20 protein-coding genes and 1 other annotated feature are annotated in these 21361 nt (G+C 36.9%); of the genes, 1 reads left to right on the top strand and 19 read right to left on the bottom strand.

Annotated elements, in window-relative coordinates; all coding sequences use genetic code 11:
• The 18 genes from ACQKMD_RS06415 to citZ form a co-directional block, all read right to left on the bottom strand.
• Nucleotides 1–231: helix-turn-helix domain-containing protein (locus ACQKMD_RS06415; RefSeq protein WP_427750452.1), on the bottom strand; the 231-nt coding region annotated here is incomplete at its 3' end.
• A 221-nt stretch (nt 232–452) separates the two neighbouring features.
• A complete protein-coding gene (gene rplT / locus ACQKMD_RS06420; RefSeq protein ID WP_038187728.1) occupies nt 453–812 on the bottom strand; it encodes a 50S ribosomal protein L20 in 360 nt (119 codons plus the stop codon).
• A gap of 54 nt (nt 813–866) precedes the next feature.
• Nucleotides 867–1067 carry a 50S ribosomal protein L35 gene (gene rpmI / locus ACQKMD_RS06425; protein ID WP_038187730.1) on the bottom strand — a complete coding sequence of 67 codons (201 nt, stop codon included), beginning with the start codon at nt 1065–1067 and terminating at the stop codon, nt 867–869.
• A gap of 37 nt (nt 1068–1104) precedes the next feature.
• Nucleotides 1105–1611 carry a translation initiation factor IF-3 gene (infC, locus tag ACQKMD_RS06430; protein WP_427750454.1) on the bottom strand — a complete coding sequence of 169 codons (507 nt, stop codon included), beginning with the start codon at nt 1609–1611 and terminating at the stop codon, nt 1105–1107.
• Nucleotides 1612–2199: 588 nt separating this feature from the next.
• Complete coding sequence (thrS, locus tag ACQKMD_RS06435; protein WP_427750456.1) at nt 2200–4134, bottom strand: threonine--tRNA ligase; 1935 nt, start codon at nt 4132–4134, stop codon at nt 2200–2202.
• Nucleotides 4135–4289: 155 nt separating this feature from the next.
• Nucleotides 4290–4531, bottom strand: a binding site (T-box leader).
• 75 nt (nt 4532–4606) lie between these two features.
• Nucleotides 4607–5551, bottom strand: coding sequence for a primosomal protein DnaI (gene dnaI, locus ACQKMD_RS06440; protein ID WP_427750457.1), 945 nt, complete (start codon nt 5549–5551; stop codon nt 4607–4609).
• Complete coding sequence (locus ACQKMD_RS06445) at nt 5538–6965, bottom strand: replication initiation and membrane attachment family protein (protein ID WP_427750459.1); 1428 nt, start codon at nt 6963–6965, stop codon at nt 5538–5540. Before ACQKMD_RS06445 ends, dnaI begins: the two co-directional genes overlap by 14 nt.
• Before the next feature lie 23 nt (nt 6966–6988).
• Nucleotides 6989–7456 carry a transcriptional regulator NrdR gene (nrdR, locus tag ACQKMD_RS06450; protein WP_427750461.1) on the bottom strand — a complete coding sequence of 156 codons (468 nt, stop codon included), beginning with the start codon at nt 7454–7456 and terminating at the stop codon, nt 6989–6991.
• Between the two features lie 244 nt (nt 7457–7700).
• Nucleotides 7701–8723, bottom strand: coding sequence for a glyceraldehyde-3-phosphate dehydrogenase (locus ACQKMD_RS06455; protein ID WP_427750462.1), 1023 nt, complete (start codon nt 8721–8723; stop codon nt 7701–7703).
• A 133-nt stretch (nt 8724–8856) separates the two neighbouring features.
• The gene (gene coaE / locus ACQKMD_RS06460; RefSeq protein WP_427750464.1) at nt 8857–9453 is read right to left on the bottom strand and encodes a dephospho-CoA kinase; all 597 of its coding nucleotides are present in this window, start codon (nt 9451–9453) and stop codon (nt 8857–8859) included.
• Nucleotides 9454–9466: 13 nt separating this feature from the next.
• Nucleotides 9467–10339 (bottom strand): bifunctional DNA-formamidopyrimidine glycosylase/DNA-(apurinic or apyrimidinic site) lyase, encoded by an 873-nt coding sequence (mutM, locus tag ACQKMD_RS06465; protein WP_427750466.1) that lies wholly within the window; start codon nt 10337–10339, stop codon nt 9467–9469.
• A gap of 12 nt (nt 10340–10351) precedes the next feature.
• Complete coding sequence (gene polA / locus ACQKMD_RS06470; protein WP_427750467.1) at nt 10352–12979, bottom strand: DNA polymerase I; 2628 nt, start codon at nt 12977–12979, stop codon at nt 10352–10354.
• Between the two features lie 324 nt (nt 12980–13303).
• A complete protein-coding gene (pnpS, locus tag ACQKMD_RS06475) occupies nt 13304–14848 on the bottom strand; it encodes a two-component system histidine kinase PnpS (protein ID WP_427750617.1) in 1545 nt (514 codons plus the stop codon).
• Nucleotides 14848–15558 (bottom strand): winged helix-turn-helix domain-containing protein, encoded by a 711-nt coding sequence (locus ACQKMD_RS06480; RefSeq protein ID WP_427750468.1) that lies wholly within the window; start codon nt 15556–15558, stop codon nt 14848–14850. Before ACQKMD_RS06480 ends, pnpS begins: the two co-directional genes overlap by 1 nt.
• Before the next feature lie 50 nt (nt 15559–15608).
• Nucleotides 15609–16085, bottom strand: a complete 477-nt coding sequence (locus ACQKMD_RS06485) for a MaoC/PaaZ C-terminal domain-containing protein (RefSeq protein ID WP_427750470.1) — start codon at nt 16083–16085, stop codon at nt 15609–15611.
• Between the two features lie 155 nt (nt 16086–16240).
• Nucleotides 16241–17179, bottom strand: a complete 939-nt coding sequence (mdh, locus tag ACQKMD_RS06490; RefSeq protein WP_427750471.1) for a malate dehydrogenase — start codon at nt 17177–17179, stop codon at nt 16241–16243.
• 79 nt (nt 17180–17258) lie between these two features.
• The gene (icd, locus tag ACQKMD_RS06495; protein WP_427750473.1) at nt 17259–18524 is read right to left on the bottom strand and encodes an NADP-dependent isocitrate dehydrogenase; all 1266 of its coding nucleotides are present in this window, start codon (nt 18522–18524) and stop codon (nt 17259–17261) included.
• A gap of 81 nt (nt 18525–18605) precedes the next feature.
• A complete protein-coding gene (citZ, locus tag ACQKMD_RS06500) occupies nt 18606–19721 on the bottom strand; it encodes a citrate synthase (RefSeq protein WP_427750475.1) in 1116 nt (371 codons plus the stop codon).
• Nucleotides 19722–19977: 256 nt separating this feature from the next.
• Between citZ and ACQKMD_RS06505 the strand changes: the two genes are divergently transcribed.
• The gene (locus tag ACQKMD_RS06505; protein WP_427750477.1) at nt 19978–20952 is read left to right on the top strand and encodes an AI-2E family transporter; all 975 of its coding nucleotides are present in this window, start codon (nt 19978–19980) and stop codon (nt 20950–20952) included.
• On the opposite strand, the gene ACQKMD_RS06510 is transcribed toward ACQKMD_RS06505, so the two are convergent.
• Nucleotides 20933–21322: an FxsA family protein gene (locus ACQKMD_RS06510; RefSeq protein ID WP_427750479.1), complete on the bottom strand. Its 390-nt coding sequence runs from the start codon at nt 21320–21322 to the stop codon at nt 20933–20935. The two genes, ACQKMD_RS06505 and ACQKMD_RS06510, sit on opposite strands and share 20 nt — an antisense overlap.
• Nucleotides 21323–21361 lie beyond the last annotated feature (39 nt).

The following is a 21361-nucleotide window of genomic DNA, read 5'->3' on the forward strand; positions in this document are numbered from 1 at the left end:
AGCGTCTTTTAACTCAGGGGTACATTTTGACTTGGCACCACAGTTCGATTTATTAATTTTATAGCGCTTTTGTGCAACTTCTACTGAGCAATTAAAATGACGTTTTAATTCGCGAGACACAGTGGATGGACTTCGCTTAATTTGTTTGGCAATCGCCCGAATCGAGAAACCTAAAGCAAGAAATGTTTCTATTTTTGAACGTTCAGATATGGTAAGATGTTGGTAGCTCATAACGATTCCTCCGTCTGATGTTTAGTGTGGTAACTTACATTTTACACGGAATCGTTATGGGCGTTTTCTATTTTGTCTTGGTGTTGCACTTAATATTACAATTCGTCATTTGCAAAACAAACACACAATTGCATATGCTTTACTCAAGTTTATTTTCCTAACAAAAAAACTCATGAATCATAGATTCATGAGTTTTTATAAATCACGCTAAAAAGCATGAATTATTTTGCGATTGCTTGTTTAGCAGCATCTGCTAATTGAGCGAATGCTTGTGCATCAGTTACTGCTAAATCAGCTAACATTTTACGGTTAACTTCGATTTCAGCAAGTTTTAAACCGTGCATTAAACGGCTGTATGAAAGACCATTTACACGAGCTGCTGCATTGATACGAGTGATCCATAATTTACGGAAATCACGTTTCTTTTGACGACGGTCACGATATGCATATTGACCTGACTTCATTACTGCTTGGTTAGCTACTTTATAAAGAGTATGTTTAGAACCGTAGTACCCTTTAGCTAATTTTAAAACTTTTTTACGACGCTTGCGCGTTACTGTACCGCCTTTTACGCGTGGCATAGTGATTACCTCCTGCTATTCATATAGTATGAATTTGTATGTTTTCGAATCGAATTATTTCATGTAAGCAAGTAGAGACTTGATACGTTTGTAGTCTCCTGAAGAAACTAATTGACCTTTACGTAGGTGACGTTTCGCTTTAGTAGATTTGTTTGCGAATAAGTGGCTACCAAATGCGCGGTCACGTTTTAATTTACCAGTACCCGTTCTTTTAAAACGTTTCGCAGCACCACGGTGAGTTTTCATTTTTGGCATGTCGAATTCCTCCTAAACTGTTCGTGTAACTATAAAATTACTCTTTTTCGTTCTTTGGTTGTAAAACTAAGAACATGCTACGGCCTTCCATCTTCGGTTTAGATTCAATCGTAGATACTTCAGCACAAGCCACAGCAAATCGGTCTAATACACGTTGACCAATTTCTTTGTGCGTAATTGCACGACCTTTAAAGCGAATAGATGCTTTAACTTTGTCTCCTTTTTCAAGGAACTTGATCCCATTGCGTAGTTTCGTCTGGAAATCGTGTTCATCAATAGATGGGCTCAAACGAACCTCTTTCATCACGATAACTTTTTGATTCTTACGCACTTCGCGATCTTTCTTTTGTTGCTCGAATTTAAATTTACCATGGTCCATAATACGAGCGACTGGCGGTTTGGCCTGAGGAGCCACAAGGACAAGATCCAGATTGGCGCGTTCGGCAATCTCCAAAGCTTCGTTACGTGTCTTAACTCCTAGCTGATCACCGTTATGGTCGATAACACGAAGTTCACGTGCGCGAATACCTTCGTTTACATACATGTCTTTGCTAATAACAATCCACCTCCAAATAGTGTCGCGAATACATGGTTTGGGCTAGTTGCCCGATGACCGGTACGAATATTTCGATGTCCACAAAAAAACGAGCGGACATAGTCGAAATGTCCGCCCGCCGATATATGTACACGCCTTAATGCGTGATCCGTTCTATCATGTAACCTGTAAACATCATCTGATGAGTCAAACAGGTGAGAAGCGGGCAGCCTCTTCTTCAACCACAAACTTTGTATTCATTAACCTTTATAACTCTATCATGTCTATTTGATGTTGTCAATGATTTCACTCAACATTTTTCAAAAGGAAAAGTACCTACGCTTAAAAGTCAGTGTAGATACTTCTAATTTAGTTATATTAAATATTCACTAAAACCTGCTCTTTAACCGGAAATTTGCATGCATTACGAATAATTTCTTGAACTTGGGCTAATGTTGGTTTACGTGGATTCGATGCGGCACAAACATCTAGCATCGCATTTTTTAAATAGCAGATGATATTTTTTTGAATTATAAGCATATAAAAAAGTTGACTGAACATTTCTGCACCAGTCAACTTTTGCTTATTAGATACTATTTATTCAAAGGAAACGTCAGCTTTTAAATTCGATAAGAAATCTTCAATCGCAATACTTTCAGAATCTTGAGAGCCGTAGCGACGTACATTTACACTACCAGCTTCTAATTCTTTATCACCTAGTACTAGCATGTAAGGAATTTTCTTCATTTGTGCTTCACGGATTTTATAGCCAAGTTTTTCTTCACGGTCATCCATTTCAACACGGAAGCCTGCTGCTTGAAGTTTTTCTTCTACTTGTTTTGCATAGTCGAAGTGTACTTCGTTTGATACAGGAATGATCTCCACTTGTACTGGCGCTAACCAAGTTGGGAATGCACCTTTGTATTCTTCGATTAAGAAGGCAACAAAACGTTCCATTGTTGATACAACACCACGGTGGATTACAACCGGACGATGTGGTTTACCATCCTCACCAACATAGTTTAAGTCGAAGCGCTCCGGTAATAAGAAATCAAGTTGAACAGTTGATAAAGTCTCTTCTTTACCAATTGCAGTTTTTACTTGTACATCAAGTTTTGGACCGTAGAACGCTGCTTCACCTTCAGCTTCGAAGTAATCTAAGCCTAGCTCATCCATTGCTTCTTTTAGCATACTTTGCGCTTTTTCCCACATTGCATCGTCATCGAAGTATTTTTCAGTATCGGCTGGGTCACGGTAAGATAGACGGAATGAGTAATCGTTTAAGTCGAAGTCTTTATAAACACCAAGTACTAATTCTACTACACGTTTAAATTCTTCTTTAATTTGGTCTGGACGAACGAAAATGTGCGCATCATTTAGAGTCATACCACGAACACGTTGAAGTCCTGATACAGCACCTGACATTTCGTAACGGTGCATTGTACCAAGTTCAGCGATACGTAATGGTAGGTTACGGTATGAGTGCATTGACGATTTGTAAACCATCATATGGTGAGGACAGTTCATTGGACGTAATACAAATGTTTCGTTATCCACTTCCATTGGTGGGAACATGTCATCTTGATAGTGTGCCCAGTGTCCTGAAGTTTCATATAGCTCTTTAGAACCTAATACTGGAGTGTACACATGTTTATAACCAAGAGACAATTCTTTATCTACAATATAACGTTCGATTGTACGACGGATTGTAGCACCATTTGGTAACCATAATGGTAGACCTTGACCTACTTTTTGAGATGTAGTGAATAATTCAAGTTCTTTACCAATTTTACGGTGATCACGCTCTTTTGCTTCTTCTAACATTTGAAGATGTGCTTTTAAATCATCTTTTGTAAAGAATGCTGTTCCATAAATACGTTGCAGCATTTTGTTATCTGAGTTACCTCTCCAATATGCACCAGCGATTGATAACAATTTAAATTCTTTAATTTTACCTGTAGATGGAACGTGTACACCACGGCAAAGGTCGAAGAAGTCACCTTGTTCGTAAATAGATACTTGCTCATCAACCGGAATAGCTTCAATTAGTTCTAATTTATATTCATCATCAATTGCAGTGAAGCGTTTGATAGCTTCATCACGTGAAATGTCTTGGCGAGTAATGATGATGTTTTCAGATATAATTTTTTTCATTTCTTTTTCGATTTTAGGAAGATCATCAGCAGTGATTGGTTCTGGTGAGTCGATATCGTAGTAGAAACCACCTTCAATCACTGGACCTACTCCAAGTTTTACACCAGGGAACATACGCTTAACAGCTTGTGCTAAAAGGTGAGCTGTAGAGTGACGCATTACTTCTAATGCTTCTACATCTGAAGGAGTTACGATTGCAATGTCACCATCTTCTTCTAAAGGTGTTGTTAAATCTACTAATTGTCCGTTGAATTTACCAACGATTGCTTTTTTACGAAGTCCCGGACTAATTGATTGAGCAATTTCTTCAGTTGTTGTACCTTTTGCAAATTCCTTAACTGCGCCGTCTGGGAATTTTAAATTAATCATGTCTGCCATTTTGTAATCTCCTTTTAATTTTATTTTTTTATTTACGAGAGGTTTAGGGCCCGCATGACGCGGGTCATGCAGTCGTTGCCACAGGACGTGGGCTTTAGACTGTGTTCCTTTAAACGGGCCACTTCAGCATTTAGGCATAAAAAAGCCCCATCCCAAAAAGGGACGAGGCTGTATTCTCGTGGTTCCACCCTTCTTCCTTCTACTGCCTACAATTAAAAAATGCAGGTATAGACGAAGCTCTCGATCGGCTAACGGGCCGTTACCGTCGACAATTACTACTACTTTCACTGTCGCAGCTCCAAGGGGGTAAATAATTCGCCGTACTAAGAAGCTTCCAGCCAAGGCTTCTCTCTCTAAAAGTCGTACAAAAAATTGTTGTCCTTTTCAATGCATTTTTTATATTATGACTGAAAGTATACGCTCGATTAAGTTGAAAATCAAGTAGGAAAAAGAACCTTCAGCAAAGATGTAACTATTTCTGGTCTCTTCTATTTTGACCACTCATTCGAATTGGTGTCGTCAATGCTTTAATACGCTCCATAATTCGAGAAGCTTTTAACATATCACGATCACCTTTTTGGTTATATGCTAAATGGTCCTCTAATTCATCATATCCAAGATTCGATGTGATAAATGTCGGCAATTGTTCCGCCATTCGGAAATGCAAAATAGTTCCTAGAATTTCGTCACGTGTCCAGCTCGACAACGTTTCTGCTCCTAAATCATCTAGCATTAAAACAGGTGCCTTTTTCACAAAATCGATTTTCTCTTGTAAAGATTGATCTTGGATTGAACCTTTCATTTCACGTAAAAACTCGGGTACAAATACTACAACCGATTTAATTTGTAAAGTCGCCAGTTCATTTGCAATAGCGCCTAATACAAAAGATTTACCTACACCAAATTCACCGTATAAATAAAACCCTTTATGAGGCAGTTCACCGGTCTCTTTAAATTCACGCACAAAATCGGCTGCTCTATTAGCGATATTCACGCGTGAATGATCATCAATCATCAAATCTTTGATTGTAGCCTTTAATACTTCCTTCGGCATATGCATACTTGCAATCATTGAAGCCGTTTTACGACGCTCGTCGTCTATACGTTTTTGTTGACATGGTGTATATTCGACTTCGATTGAATCGCGGATAATTGATAATATTGGCACAAAGCCTTTTAATACATTTTGACATTTTGCAACGGATACACATTCATCACAATCATGTTTCTGTCCTGTGTATTCATATAATTTACCTAAACCACGGTCTACCATGTCTTTATTTACTTCTTGATCATTGTCAGCTAGAAATTGCTGGACACCTTTATTTTCAAGAATTTCCCGCTTCATTTGCTCGTACCGTTCTTGAAAAGTTTGTGAATCCATCACTTTTCTAAGTTGATTATTAATCGGTTCCATGTGAATCCACCTGCCCTTCTTCTATTCCTAGTTTTTCGAGAATTTTTCGTCGTTCCTCTTCAAAATCGGTATTGCTTTTAACTGCTTCTTTTGATGTTTCTTTTATAGTAACTTCTTTTTTCTGTTTCTTTTCTTTATTTTTATTAAACCAGTCAGGTACTTTTTCTTCTCGCCCACCACTATAGCGTTTTTTCGCCACTGGTTTTTGCTCAGCTGTTTTCCATTCCATATATTGCTTATGCTCTTTACGCGCTAAATCCATTGCTTCTTTCGCCGTTTTCACACCTTTTCGCATCCAATGCGATGCGATCTTTTCGACATAATTTTTCGTTAACTTCATATCTGTACGTAAAAGAACATACTGAAGTAAGGCATTTACAACACCTATAGGCATTTGATATTGGAGGACAAGGTTTTGGGCAAGCTGAATATCAGCAGGGATTGGTTCTTTTCCATCAGCAATATCACGTAAGACATCAATTGGAGCAGTTGTTTCTAGATAATGAATCAATAATTCTTCCTTCGACTGTACAACTTGCTCTTTTGTACTCTTTTTCTCTACTTCTTTAACTACTGATTGGAAAGCATGTTGCATAGCAGGTGGTTCTGTAGAAACAGTCAATTTATAATAATCAGCTGCTGATTTCTTTAGCCTTGACTCGGATAATATCATATGATCATCTAAAGCGAGCATAACAACTTTCTGCATATCTAATGGTGTTAAATTATATAAAAAAGCTAGCTTCGCAATCGTTGCATTCGCTTCAGCAGTAAGTGCTGAAGATGGTACAAGTTGTTCTGACAATCCAGCTCTAAGTAAAGAAAAATCAAAATCCTCATAGTTAAATGGTAGTTCTTTAGGCTTCTCTTTTTCCTCAACTGTTTGCTCATTCGCAAAGGATGGTAAATGATGCTGCACAGGACGATAAACATCTGTAAATGTTCGTGACACTTCCTGATAGCCATCATTTGATGGACCTTTTTGAACAAAACGTTGGCGCAATTGTCTATAGGCTTGTTCACCAATTTTGCTAAATAAAAACATTGATAATAATGGATCATTAAAAAAAGCTGATGCTTCTAAGGGGGGCAATACGTCGTACATAAACGAGCGTACACCCTCGGAATCCTTACGCCAAGTGCGCATTAAACCAATAGCTTCTAACGCTATGCGTGACTCGAAAATTTTAGCAATCGGCATGTCAAGCGAATTCATCAAATGGTAATGTGATATTTCGGCTTCAGTCGCACTTTCCCCCTCAGCCCAAAGCATGAAATATAAGCTAATGGGTTCAACACCTATTAACGGCTGATATAGCAGTGTAATAAGCTGGCGATCATAGCTCGATACAGGAAATGGCATTCGAATGGACAATCGATCAACGGGCTGTATTTCTTTATATAAATGCACCACGATCACCGTCCTCCATATCACATTTATTTGTCATCGGATTGTCTTTCTATTAATTCTTTTAATTCGTCAATAAAGACATTAATATCTTTAAATTGACGATATACAGAAGCAAATCTTACATAAGATACTTCGTCAATTTTTGCTAGGCGATCCATAATCATTTCACCGACGTCTTCTGTCTTCACTTCTGAATTACCAATTCTACGTAGATCTTGTTCTATAGCAAATACTAATTCCTCTAATTCATTAAGGGCTACCGGGCGTTTTTCACATGCTCGAATAAGGCCTCGCAAAACTTTTTCACGGCTAAATTCCTCCCGTGAACCATCTTTTTTCACAACAATTAATGGCATTTCTTCAACTTTTTCAAACGTAGTAAAACGATATGCACATGACTCACATTCTCGACGCCTACGGATTGCCTTATTGTCATCTACCGGTCTTGAGTCAATAACTTTTGTTCCATTAAACTGACATGCTGGACATTTCATATTTTTTCTCTCCTGATTGCAAAACATTTTAGTTTATCTATTATATCAAATAATGCCTTAAAAAATCGAAAAAATGCAGTGGAAATTCTCTGATGCATGATAAAGATACTGTTTTAGGACAATATAGGGTCGATAAAAACAGAAAAAACAGACATATGTTCATCATTTATATGCTATTTTGTCTAATCTTAAATCAAAAAACCCTTTCTAGTACATTACTAGAAAGGGCTCTATTATATTAAATTTAAGCGTTTACAGACGCCTTAAGTGCAGCTGCAACTTTTCTCGTTAAATCTACTACTCGAGTTGAATAACCCCATTCGTTATCGTACCAAGCAAGTACTTTTACTTTACGAGTACCGATTACCATTGTAGTTAAACCATCAATCGTAGCTGAAGCTGGGTTTGTATTGTAATCTACTGATACCAAAGGTTCCATTGTGAAATCTAAAATTCCTTTTAGTGAACCAGCAGATGCTGCTTTAAACGCTTCATTCACTTCTTCAACCGTGACATCTCTGTTTAAATCTACTACTAAGTCTACTAATGAGACGTTTGGAGTTGGAACGCGAAGTGCCATACCATGTAACTTACCTTCTAGTTCTGGTAATACTAGAGTTAGAGCTTTAGCAGCTCCTGTTGAAGTAGGAATAATTGAAGCAGCACACGCACGAGCACGACGTAAGTCTTTATGTGGATTATCAATATTTTTTTGATCATTTGTATATGAATGTACAGTTGTCATTAAGCCATTGTCAATTCCAAAAGTATCATTTAATACCTTAGCAACTGGCGCAAGACAGTTTGTAGTACAGCTTGCATTTGAAATTACATCATGTTTTGTAAGGTCTAATTTTTCGTCATTAACACCCATTACAATTGTTACATCTTCATTTTTCCCAGGTGCTGTTAAAATAACTTTTTTAGCTCCTGCTTCTAGATGCAATGCTGCTTTTTCACGAGCATTGAATTTACCTGTTGCTTCGATAACGATATCAACATTCATTTCTTTCCAAGGTAAGTTCAACGGATCACGTTCACTAATAAGTTCAACACGTTTGCCATTTATGATTAGGGCTTTTTCTTCAAATTGTACGTCCCCATCAAATTTCCCGTGATTTGTGTCATACTTAATCAAATGTGCTAACGTTTCAGCTGGGTAACTAGCATTAATTGCAACAATATTTAAATCATCTTGAAGTATCGCTTGACGGAACACCATGCGACCAATGCGGCCAAATCCGTTAATAGCAATAGAAACTGTCATGAATAATATCCTCCTGTAACTGCGTTATACTTATTTTATTAATTCGAAAATTAGTATAACACATTTTCAAGAAAGTAAAACCTATTATGATGAACATTTAAAAGTTTGTAAATTCTGATTTTTCCGAAATACATCATTCAATCACATTCCACTTACGTAATATTTTATGCAATTGCTCACTCGTTGACTTGAGCGATTCATTATTATAAATAACTGCATCAGCACCTTTTTCCTTTTCAGATAACGGTAGTTGAGAACTAATTCTCGCCTTAGCTTCTTTTTCAGATAAATTATTACGTTCCATTAAACGCCGTAATTGTGTTTCTTCTGTGACAGATACAACTAAAATTTTCTCAACAAAATGTTGAAGGTGACTTTCAAACAATAACGGAATATCCATTATAACAAAACGTGCACCATGTTTTAATAGTTCATCACGTTGGCGAAGCATTTCACGGCGAATAGCTGGATGTATAATATCGTTTAACGTTTTACGTGCTGCAGGTTTATGAAAGATAATATTTCCTAGTTTAGGGCGATCAAGCGTACCATCATCTAACAGAACGTCCTCGCCAAATGCTTCTACTATATTTCTTAGCGTTTCCGTCCCAGGTTCTACTACTACACGTGCTACTATATCAGCATCAACAATCGGCAATTGTAACCCTTTTAGCATTTCTGCAACTGTACTTTTACCACTCGCAATACTTCCTGTTAATCCAATAATCATGTATATCACACCTTTAATGTTGGCAATTGGGGCAATAAACTGAGTTTCTGCCACCAATTATCTTTTGTTTAGTATTTCCATTACAAACCGGACAAATCTTTTTCCCATACATTTTCAAGCGATGTTGCATACTGCCCGCTTCCCCATTAATATTCCGGTAATCCGAAATGGTTGAGCCGCCAATATCAATACTCTCTTGTAAAATATGAACAATTATCCCGAAAAGTTCAATTTTACGTTGTTTACTAATTCGAGACAATTTACGTGCTGGATGAATGTTCATCTTAAATAACGCTTCCGTCGCATATATATTGCCGCAACCAGCAATTACATGTCCGTCCATAATTACTTCTTTAACTGACTTATTTGCATATTTCGTCAGATTTGCTTTTTCGAGAAAATAAGGTAGAGCTTCATCTGAAAAAGGCTCAGGTGCCATTTCAAGTAGTGGCGGATGCTCTGCTAGCTCATGCAAAAAGCGCATTTCACCAAAACGACGAATATCAGAATAGACAAGCCACTCGCCATCATCGAACTGGATTAAAACATGCGCATGTTTTTGAAACTTCTCTTCAGTAATTTCACTAACTTGCGATACATGGAACCATGCGCCCGTCATACCTAAATGGTTGACGAGCAGATATGGATCCCCCTTTTTCTCCAAGTGGAAAAAGATATATTTTGAGCGTCGTTCGATGCTTTTTATAGTCATGCCTTCAATCGCTTGTTGAAAAGAATCAGGATCAACTGCTTTAATAATACACTCTTTGCCTTGTTCTTTCGCCTGTCTAATAATTTTTGAAATCATCACATGATGAATCTTTTTCCCCGTAACGACCGGCTGTAATGAACGCACAACACCTTCTACTTCTGGTAATTCTGGCATGCGATCACTCCTTTATTTTGTATCATACCAAGTTGGGCCAAATGCAAAATCGGCTCTTAGTGGTACATTTAGTTCGAATGCATTCCCCATTACTTCTGGTACTAACTTTTTAAGAATTGCAATTTCCTCTTTCGGTGCTTCAAAAATTAACTCATCGTGTACTTGCAAAAGCATTTTCGTTTGTAAATTTTGCTCTTTTAATACCGCTGCCATATCAATCATTGCTTTTTTTATAATATCAGCTGCACTACCTTGAATTGGCGTATTCATAGCAGTTCGCTCTGCAAAGCTACGTAAATTGAAGTTTGAACTTTTCAGGTCTGGCAGATAGCGTCGTCGATTTAAAATAGTAGTCACATAGCCATGTTGTTTCGCTTCTTCAACGATATTTTTCATATAGTCTTGTACACCTGGGAAGCTCACGAAATATCGTTCAATGAAATCTGCCGCTTCTTTTCGTGTAATATCTAAGTTTTGAGATAGACCGTAATCGCTAATACCATAAACTATTCCGAAGTTAACTGCTTTGGCTGCACGACGCATGTCTGATGTTACTTCCTCTTCTGCCACATGGAATACATTCATCGCAGTATTCGTATGAATATCCGAACCATTTTGGAATGCACTAATTAGATTTTCGTCACCACACATATGAGCTAATACACGTAACTCGATTTGTGAATAATCAGCCGCGAAAAGGAGCCAATCTGGATTTGAGGGAACGAATGCTTGGCGTATTTTACGCCCCTCTTCAAGTCTTACTGGTATGTTTTGCAAATTTGGATCTGTTGAACTTAAGCGGCCTGTTGATGTTAATGCTTGCTGGAACCTTGTATGAATTTTTTGATCTTCTACGTGAATTTCTTTCAATAAACCTTCTATATACGTTGATTGCAATTTCCCAAGCTGACGATACTGTAAAATATGACGAATTATTTCGTGTTCTGGCTCTAGTTTTTCTAATACATCTGCGGCAGTAGAATAACCTGTTTTTGTTTTCTTAATAACAGGTAACCCCAATTTTTCGAACAAAATAACACCTAACTGTTTCGGTGAATTAATATTAAAAGATTGACCAGCGATTGAATAAATATCTTCCTCAATCGCTTTTAGTTTCGTTGTTAAATCATGCCCCATTTCAACAAGTCGTTCACGATCAACTGTGATACCTTCACTTTCCATTTCACTTAATATTCCAGCTAGTGGTAGCTCTAATTGTTTATACAACCCAAATTGTTCATTTTCTCGAAGAAGTTGCTCCAACTTTGGTTGTAAAATGTATACCGCATTTGCTTTACGACAAGCATGCTCCGCAACAGCTTCTATTGCCGGAGTAGCTTTTTTTGCACCTTTACCATATACATTGTCATTTGATAGGACATCAGTATAACCAAACTCTCTCGAAATGGTTGCGACATCATCAGAAGGGATTGCAGGATTCACAATATATGCAGCTAATAGCATATCGAATTCCACGCCCGCTAATTTAATACCATCACGTAATAATGCGGCTTGCGCTGCTTTTGAATCGACAATATACTTCTTCTTTGAAGAATCTTCTAACCATTCTTTTAACGTTGAAGAAGCGATTGCTTTGTCGTAAGGAATATAATATGCTTGCTTGTCATCTACTAACGCTATTCCAAATCTGTCACAAGTATGATAGTGCTCATCAGCAAGTTCAATATGTACAGCCATCGCATCCTGTAATTGCTCTGCTGATATATCGTCTAATATAGAAAAAATTAGTTCCTTCGTTGTTGTCGCTTCTGATTCAAATTCACTTTTTTCGATTAATGATTTAAAAGATAAATCTTGCCACAATGAAAACAGCTCATCTACATTTGGACCACCATATACTAAGTCATCAAGCGTAATAGTAATGGGTGATTGACGATCAATCGTTGCTAGCTGTTTGCTCATTTTCGCTTGTTCTTCATTGGTCGTAAGTTTTTCTTTTAACTTTGCACCACTCACGTGTTCTACATTTTCATATAGTTCTTCAATAGTTGGATATTGCTTTAATAATTTGATAGCTGTTTTTTCACCCACACCAGGTACGCCAGGTATATTGTCTGATGCATCCCCCATTAGACCTTTCATATCAATAATTTGCTGAGGCATTAAACCATATTTTTCTTGAATATGATCTGGTGTATATTTTTCAATATCTGTCATACCTTTACGCGTAATATAAACAGTTGTGTTCTTTGATGCCAGCTGCGTTAAGTCTTTATCTCCTGTAACAACGATAACTTGTAGCTTTTGGTCTTCAGCTTGTTTACTCAAAGTACCGATAATATCATCTGCTTCATACATCTCCAGCTCATATTGCTTAATACGATATGCATCTAATAATTTTCGTAAATACGGGAATTGCTCTGATAATTCAGGTGGTGTTTTCTGACGTCCACCTTTATATTCTCCGTATGTAGAATGACGGAATGTCGTTTTACCAGCATCAAATGCTACAAGCATTTTCGTTGGTTTTTCCTCTTCTAATATTTTCTGTAACATCGTAGTAAAGCCATAAACCGCATTTGTGTGAATACCGCTATCATTTGTTAATAGTGGTAAAGCAAAAAATGCTCGATAAGCTAAGCTATTTCCATCTAAAAGTAGTAGCTTTTCCTTTGTCATGTGTACACTCTCCTCATTCTTCTTACTCATTTGAGCTGTTTGCTTTATATGTTATTATGCGCGGAATTTCTTTTTTCCTAAACGTCAAAAAGCCGTCTCTCTTTTCTATTTTACCATGCGTGTAAGTAGAAAGGAAAATGACGGCTAATAAAAATACGAAAAAATGTTCGCATTTTATTATTACTATATTCTGCTATTTAAAACCTAAAAAAGAATCTAGGAAATCCTAGATTCTCGCTTCCATAAACACTGGTTGAAGGGGGCTTCGAATATTATATTAACAAAGGATTATGAAGAGTATATATATAAATTGTAAAGAGTGTGTTAATTTGGTTGTTTTTCCGGCAAAATAACACGCATTGTCGTCCCTTTACCAACTTCACTCTCCACTTGTATTTTACCGTGATGCGCCTCAATTAAATGCTTTACAATCGCAAGACCTAGCCCTGTTCCACCCGAGTTACGACTACGAGCTCGATCAACACGATAAAAGCGTTCAAATATCCTTGGAATTTCGGGTTTCTCAATCCCAATCCCTTCATCAACGATTTCAATGATGCCATTTTTATTTTGTTCATATAACTTCACTTTAATTTTCGTATTCTCTGGAGAGTAAGTAATCGAATTCGTCATTAAATTCATAACAACTTGAATTAGCCGATTTGAATCACCTTCAACTACAACATCCTGCTCAATTTCAGCTTCGAATGATATGTTTTTTTCCTCAATACGTGGCACTGTCATTTCAGTGGCTCTTACAATAACATCCTTTAAACTTGTCTGTTCAATATTGACTGTAAAACCGTGCTTTTCAATTTTTGATAACTCAAGCAAATCTATAATAAGCATTTGCAGGCGATTACTCTCTTTATTAATAATTTCTAAAAAGGACAATAATGTCCCTTGATCCTTGTATGCGCCGTCTAATAACGTTTCTGAAAAGCCTTTAATCGATGTAATAGGGGTGCGTAATTCATGTGATACATTTGCTACGAAGTCCTTACGTATTTGCTCCAGCTTTTTCAATTCCGTAATATCATGCATGATAATCACAATCCCTAACCAGTGACCATGCTCTCCTATAACAGGAGCACCATATACTTCCATATGTCGAAATTCTTGTTGAATTTCTATTTGCATTTGCTTACGATATGTTATTTCTGTCATAAAGACATGGTCTACGAATTGTTCTAACTCATTCGGTAAACCTAACTCGCGGAAAACCTGTTTATAGACTGTATTGTAGGGCACATCGAATAATTCCAAAAACACTTTATTAACAATGGATATATGCCCTTCCTTCCCAATCATTATAAGTGCACTACCCATATTCTCAATCAGCGTTTTGAGGCGCTCTTGCTCAATCTCGCGAATCATCATAATATCTTGCAAGTTACGAGCAAGGACATTAACCGCATTACTTAGTTGGATCGTGGGTGATTCGGCATTTTCATATGCCCTTGCACGATAATTTCCTTTTGCTAACTCTAACGCTGTATTTGTTACATTGTCTATAGGCTGAGCTAAATTCTTTATCAAGCGCGAAGTAATAATCATCAGTAATATAAAGGTAATTATTAAAGCGATAATAAGCATAATCCATAGACGAATTCTTATATCCGCTAATTCACTTCCGCCAAAATCAAGTGGCAAGACATCTATTATTGCACGTTCTTGCTCTACAGTTAAATCGATCCTTTGTTTTTCAATTGCATGTAAAATATTCTCATGCGATCGAAGGGAATTAGAGCGTATCGAATCTTCTACATATACAGGAAAAAGCTGGCCTAGTATAAAACCAAGACCAGCTAGCGCTGTACCATACAGAAATCCAAAAGCAATGAGCAGCCTAGCTCTAAGAGATTTCATCATAGCTTCGGCTCCTCAAATTTATAACCTAAACCTCTTATCGTTTTTATGAACTTTGGTTTGCGACTATTTTCTTCAATTTGTTCACGCAAGTGGCTAATATGCACATCAACAATCCGCGTATCTCCCGCAAAATCATAATGCCATACAGCACTTAGTAGCTGATCGCGTGTTAACACACGATTTTTATTTTCCAATAAATAAACAAGCAGCTCAAATTCTTTCGGAGTGAATTCTAACACTTCCTCTCCTAAGAAAGCTTCAAAGCGGTCAGGGAATACTTGCAGTTGTCCAAATGAATAAGTTTGTTCAATATGCTCTTCTTCTTTCACTACCTCAGTCACTTTAGAACGGCGTAATACCGCTTTAACCCTAGCCATTACTTCACGTGGACTAAAGGGTTTTGTCATATAATCATCTGCACCAAGTTCAAGACCCAGTACTTTATCGAACTCATCGTCTTTTGCAGTTAACATAATAATTGGTGTATTGATTTTCTTAATACGTAACTCCTTGCAAACTTCCATGCCATCCATTTTAGGTAACATTAAGTCTAATAATAGTAAATCTGGCTTTTCCAAAATTGCTTTGTGTAAACCGTCTTTCCCGTCATTCGCAATTACTACATCGTATCCAGCCTGTTGGAGATTGTATTGTAATAATGTTGCAATTGAAATTTCGTCTTCTACTACAAGTATTTTATTTGTCATGTTTGTTTCCTCCGCAATTGATTTGAAACCCCCATTTCAAACCTTTGCTACTAGATTTCTTCTTTCTTATTTGCAGACTCGTCTTGTTCGCGATTCGGCGGATTTACTGTCACTTTACCTTGCATGACTAGAATGCTGTCATCATTGTGCCCGTTAATATTCACAGTTACTTCATTAAGCTCTTTATTTACTTCGATTACTTCAAGTAAAATTTGAATCGTATCATTATGATATACCGGATGTGGATATTCAAATTGCTGAGAAGTAATATAAGAACCAGGGCCCGGAATATATTTTGAAATAGCTGATGTTACAACACCATTCAACATGATTGTAGGCACTACAGGTTTTTGAAAACTAGTCTGCGAGGTAAAGTCATGTTGTATGTATAGAGGATTACTGTCATTGGTTAAGCCGAGATATAATAGTAAGTCTTTATCTTCGATTTTCTCTGTTAGTTGTAATGATTCGCCAACAGATAACTCTTCAATTTTTTTACCTAACTTCCTCTTCTTGCCAAGTAACACAATATTCCCCCTTAAATAATTTGTTAATTCAATAGTATCAATAATCAGTAAAAAAAGACAGTATGATTGCATACATATAATATATTGTCTGAATTTTTTTGATACTATAAAAAAACGAGAAGGTAAAAACCTACTCGTTTTAAAAAGTATATAAATCAAGCTAGAACTTTCATAACATTTTTAACCGCTTCTGCAGAGTTATCTAAAGCTACTTTTTCTTCTGTTGTTAAGTCTAATTCAATAATTGATTCGATACCGTTAGCGCCTAGTATTGTTGGTACACCTAGGTAGATATCATTGTAACCATATTCGCCTTCTAGATAAGCGATAGATGGTAATACACGACGTTGGTCTTTAATTATTGCTTCAGCCATTTCAACTAATGCTGCAGCTGGAGCGTAATAAGCAGAACCGTTACCAAGAAGATTTACAATTTCAGCCCCACCGTTACGAGTACGATCAACGATTTCTTCTAAACGCTCAGCAGGTATTAGTTTTTCTAGTGGAATACCTCCAGCGAATGAGTAGCGAGTTAGTGGTACCATTGTGTCACCGTGGCCACCAAGTACAACGCCAGTAATATCTTTAACTGAGATGTTTAACTCTTCAGCGATGAATGAACGGAAACGAGCTGAATCAAGAACACCTGATTGACCGATTACGCGGTTTTTAGGGAATCCAGATTCTTTATAAACTGTGTAAGTCATTGCATCAACTGGGTTTGTTAAAACGATAATTGTTGCTTCAGGAGAGTGTTTTACAATTTCTTTTGTTACGGCTTTCATAACACCTTGGTTGATTTGAACTAAATCATCGCGGCTCATTCCTGGTTTACGCGCAACACCAGCAGTAATAATTACTACGTCTGAATTAGCAGTATCAGCATAATTAGAAGTACCCATTACACGTGCGTCAAAACCTTGTACTGGAGAAGCTTCAAACATGTCAAGAGCTTTACCTTTTGTTGGGTTTTCAGCTTGTGGAATGTCTACTAATACAACATCACCAAGTTCTTTTTGTGCGGCTAAAAAAGCAGATGTAGCGCCAGTGAAACCGCCACCGATTACAGAAATTTTACTACGTTTCAAAGTCATTTGAATACGCCCCTTTTATTATATATGTAAAGAGGGAAAAGGGATAAGCACCCGATTCCCTCTTTCATCTAGTCTAATATTACAGGTTTTTAATTAATTCATCGGCAAATGCAGAACATTTAACTTCTGTAGCGCCGTCCATTAGACGTGCAAAGTCGTAAGTTACAACTTTAGAAGCAATTGTTTTTTCTACTGATGCAGTTACTAAATCTGCAGCTTCTTTCCAACCTAGGTGTTCAAGCATAAGAACGCCAGAAAGTAATACTGAAGATGGGTTTACTTTATCAAGACCTGCATATTTTGGTGCTGTACCGTGAGTAGCTTCGAAGATCGCATGTCCACTTACATAGTTAATGTTAGCTCCTGGAGCGATACCGATACCACCAACTTGAGCAGCTAATGCGTCAGAGATGTAGTCACCGTTTAAGTTCATTGTTGCAACAACATCAAACTCTTTTGGACGAGTTAAGATTTGTTGTAAGAAGATATCAGCAATAGAATCTTTAACTAAGATTTTACCAGCAGCAAGTGCTTCTGCTTGTGCTTTATCAGCAGCTTCAGCGCCTTCAGCTTCTTTGATTGCATCATATTGGTTCCAAGTGAACGTCTGATCAGCAAATTCTGTTTCAGCTAGTTCGTAACCCCAAGTTTTGAATCCACCTTCAGTGAACTTCATGATGTTACCTTTGTGTACTAAAGTTAAAGATTCGCGTTTTTCTTTAATAGCATAGTTAATAGCAGCACGAACTAAACGTTGTGTACCTTCTTTAGATACTGGTTTAATACCGATACCTGAAGTTTCTGGGAAGCGGATTTTGTTAACGCCCATTTCAGTTTGAAGGAAGTTGATTAGCTTTTTAACTTCATCTGAACCTTCAGCATATTCGATACCAGCATAGATATCTTCTGTGTTTTCACGGAAAATAACCATATCAGTGTCTTCAGGACGTTTAACTGGAGAAGGAACACCTTCGAAGTAACGTACAGGACGTAAACAAACATAAAGGTCAAGTTGTTGACGTAATGCTACGTTTAGAGAACGGATACCGCCACCGATTGGTGTAGTAAGAGGTCCTTTAATTGCGATTAAGTATTCATTGATAGCATCAAGAGTTGCTTGTGGTAACCATTCGCCAGTTTGGTCGAATGCTTTTTGACCAGCAAGTACTTCTTTCCACTCGATAGATTTTTCGCCATTGTAAGCTTGTTTTACTGCTGCATCGATTACACGTGATGCCGCTGCCCAAATATCTGGACCGATTCCGTCACCTTCGATGAATGGAATGATTGGATTGTTTGGTACGTTAAGTACGCCATTTTCAACTACGATTTTACCGTTAGACATAAACTAATTGCCTCCTAATATTCATAATCAAAGGGCTGGTACCAAAACCTAGCACCGCCCTCGACTTTTTTATTATACCAATTATCTTTCGTTTACAGGTACATATTTTTGCATTCCTGGTCCAACATACTCAGCACGTGGACGGATTAAACGGTTGTTAGCATATTGTTCAAAAATGTGAGCTACCCATCCAGATACGCGTGAAACCGCGAAGATTGGTGTGAATAAATCGTGATCGATACCTAAAGAATGGTATACAGATGCTGAATAGAAATCTACGTTTGGTGGTAGATTTTTTTGTCCAGTCACCATTTCATGGATTTTCACTGACATTTCATAATACTCAGGTTGTCCAGTTAATTTAGTTAACTTTTCAGACATAACTTTTAAGTGTGGAGCACGTGGATCACCTTTGCGGTATACGCGGTGTCCGAAGCCCATGATTTTAACTTTGTTAGCTAATTTATCGTTGATATAATCTTCAACGTTTTCAACTGAACCAATTTCAGAAAGCATTTTCATAACCTGTTCGTTAGCGCCACCGTGTAATGGACCTTTAAGTGCGCCAATTGCAGCAGTAACACCTGAATATACATCAGATAATGTAGCTACACATACACGAGCAGTAAATGTAGATGCATTTAATTCGTGGTCAGCATGTAATACTAATGCTTTGTTAAATGCTTCAACAGCGATTGCTTCTGGTTCTTTACCAGATAACATATAAAGGAAGTTTGCAGCATAGCTTAATTCTTTCTTAGGTGCTACTGGCTCTAAACCTGCACGAATACGTGAGAACGCAGTTACAACAGTAGAAATTCTAGCTTGTAATTTGATTGCTTTACGATAGTTTGCTTCGTCAGACATATCCTCAGCATCTTCATCATATAAAGCTAGTAAAGAAACTGCTGTGCGTAATGCAGCCATTGGGTGTACAGATTTGATGTCATAAGTTTTGAAGTGATCTAATACCGCTTGTGGCACTTCCATATTGTCAGCTAATTGTTGTTTCAATTCAGCTAATTCGTCTGCTTTAGGAAGACGTGTGTGCCATAGTAGATAAACTACCTCTTCAAAAGATGCATTGTCTGCTAAGTCATCAATGTTGTAGCCAACATATGTAAGAGTATCATCAATAATAGAACTGATTTTAGTCTCTGCTGCTACGACACCTTCTAATCCGCGTGTTGCTGTCATAATATATCGCTCCTTCTTCTTAAAATGTATTAGATTACATTACATTACAAAAAATTACATAAATGCAACCTACTTTTTCGATATGAACCTATAAGTAAATCGCTTACATTGATATTATAATAAATTTTGACGGCTTTGTGAATGAAAAGCCGTTATTTCATTAGAAAAACAGAATTTAAACAGAAATATCGTATTTTGTAGAAAAAAATCAACATTAACAAGGATGAAAAAATCACATTTATTAAAGGATGATGTTTTGTTACAAGAGAAAATCAAGAAATCCACCATGTATCGAATCCAACTATTCGTACTAATTGCACTACTATTAGGATTATGTTGGTTAGTTTTACCTGTATCTCTTGCGATTTTAACAGCTTACTTCGCACATCCATTACAAAAGTATTTATTTTCGAAATTAAAATTACCTCGATGGTTTGCCGCATTAACTACCGAGGCTATTATTTTATCCATTTTCATCGCAGCTATACTATTTTTAACTTCTGTTTTAATCGAAACATTACCAGAGATTAAACGCATAATTACCCAAGTTGAGTTTTTCTCTGATATGCAATCAATGTTACTACTTAATTTACAGGAAAAATTTATTTCCCTAGTAGACATGGCTATGGAATCGCTTGTAAATATCGTGCAGTCTACTTTCCATAATCTAATTAATTTTACTTTTTATTTAGTAGCTTTATATTTTGCTTTATATGAAACAAGCAGGAATAGACTATGGTTCTTTATCTATTTTCCTGCTCGTTTTAGAAAACCTATTCAACGTGTCTATGAAGAGGCTGCTCAATTATTTGGTTACTTTCTGTCAGTAGAATTACGTTTATTACTCATGACATTTGCGCTTTTATCTGTCGGCTTAATGGTCCTTGAATTTTCATTTCCTGTTGGAAAAGCATTGCTCATCTCTGTTGCAGATAGTCTTCCTTTTTTAGGTATCGGTATTTTCCTTATCCCTATGTGTATATACTTCTTTGTAACAGGTAATGAGATGCTTTGTATTTATTTACTGGTCCTCTATGCCGTGATTCAGCTTTCAAGACAGTTCGCTGAATCGTATATGTGGGCGTCAACTTTACATATCCGTTCCGTTCATGCTTTTATGATAAGTGCCATTAGCTTATTACTCTTTGGCATTGCAGGCATTTTAATTAGCCCATTCTTATTACTACTTGCTGTAAAACTGAAAAAACACCCTATTTTTGTATCAAAATAACTTGGCCGTTTTTCATCTTTTTACGTAACCAGTAATATAACATTGGTTTAAAGAGGTTTCTCGTTGGACTGAATACTAAAAGAATACCAATAATATCAGATACAAAACCTGGCAAGACTAAAAACACTCCACCGATAAATATAAGCAATCCATTTATCATGGCATGACCCGGTGGTTGTCCATTTTGTATAGCTTGTTGGATATCTCGAAAAGCTTTAACTCCTTGCGTTTTGGCTAAATAGATTCCTAAAATACCTGTTACGACAATTAAAATTAGTGTATACATGGCACCAATTAGTTTGCCAGATAATAAAACAACGGCAATTTCTATAATCGGAATTAATATAAGAAACAGTAGGATTTTTTTCAATTTATTCACCTCTTTTAAAAAACAACCTCAGCTCAAATA

The organism is Viridibacillus sp. NPDC096237, assembly GCF_050278625.1.
Lineage (GTDB): Bacteria > Bacillota > Bacilli > Bacillales_A > Planococcaceae > Viridibacillus.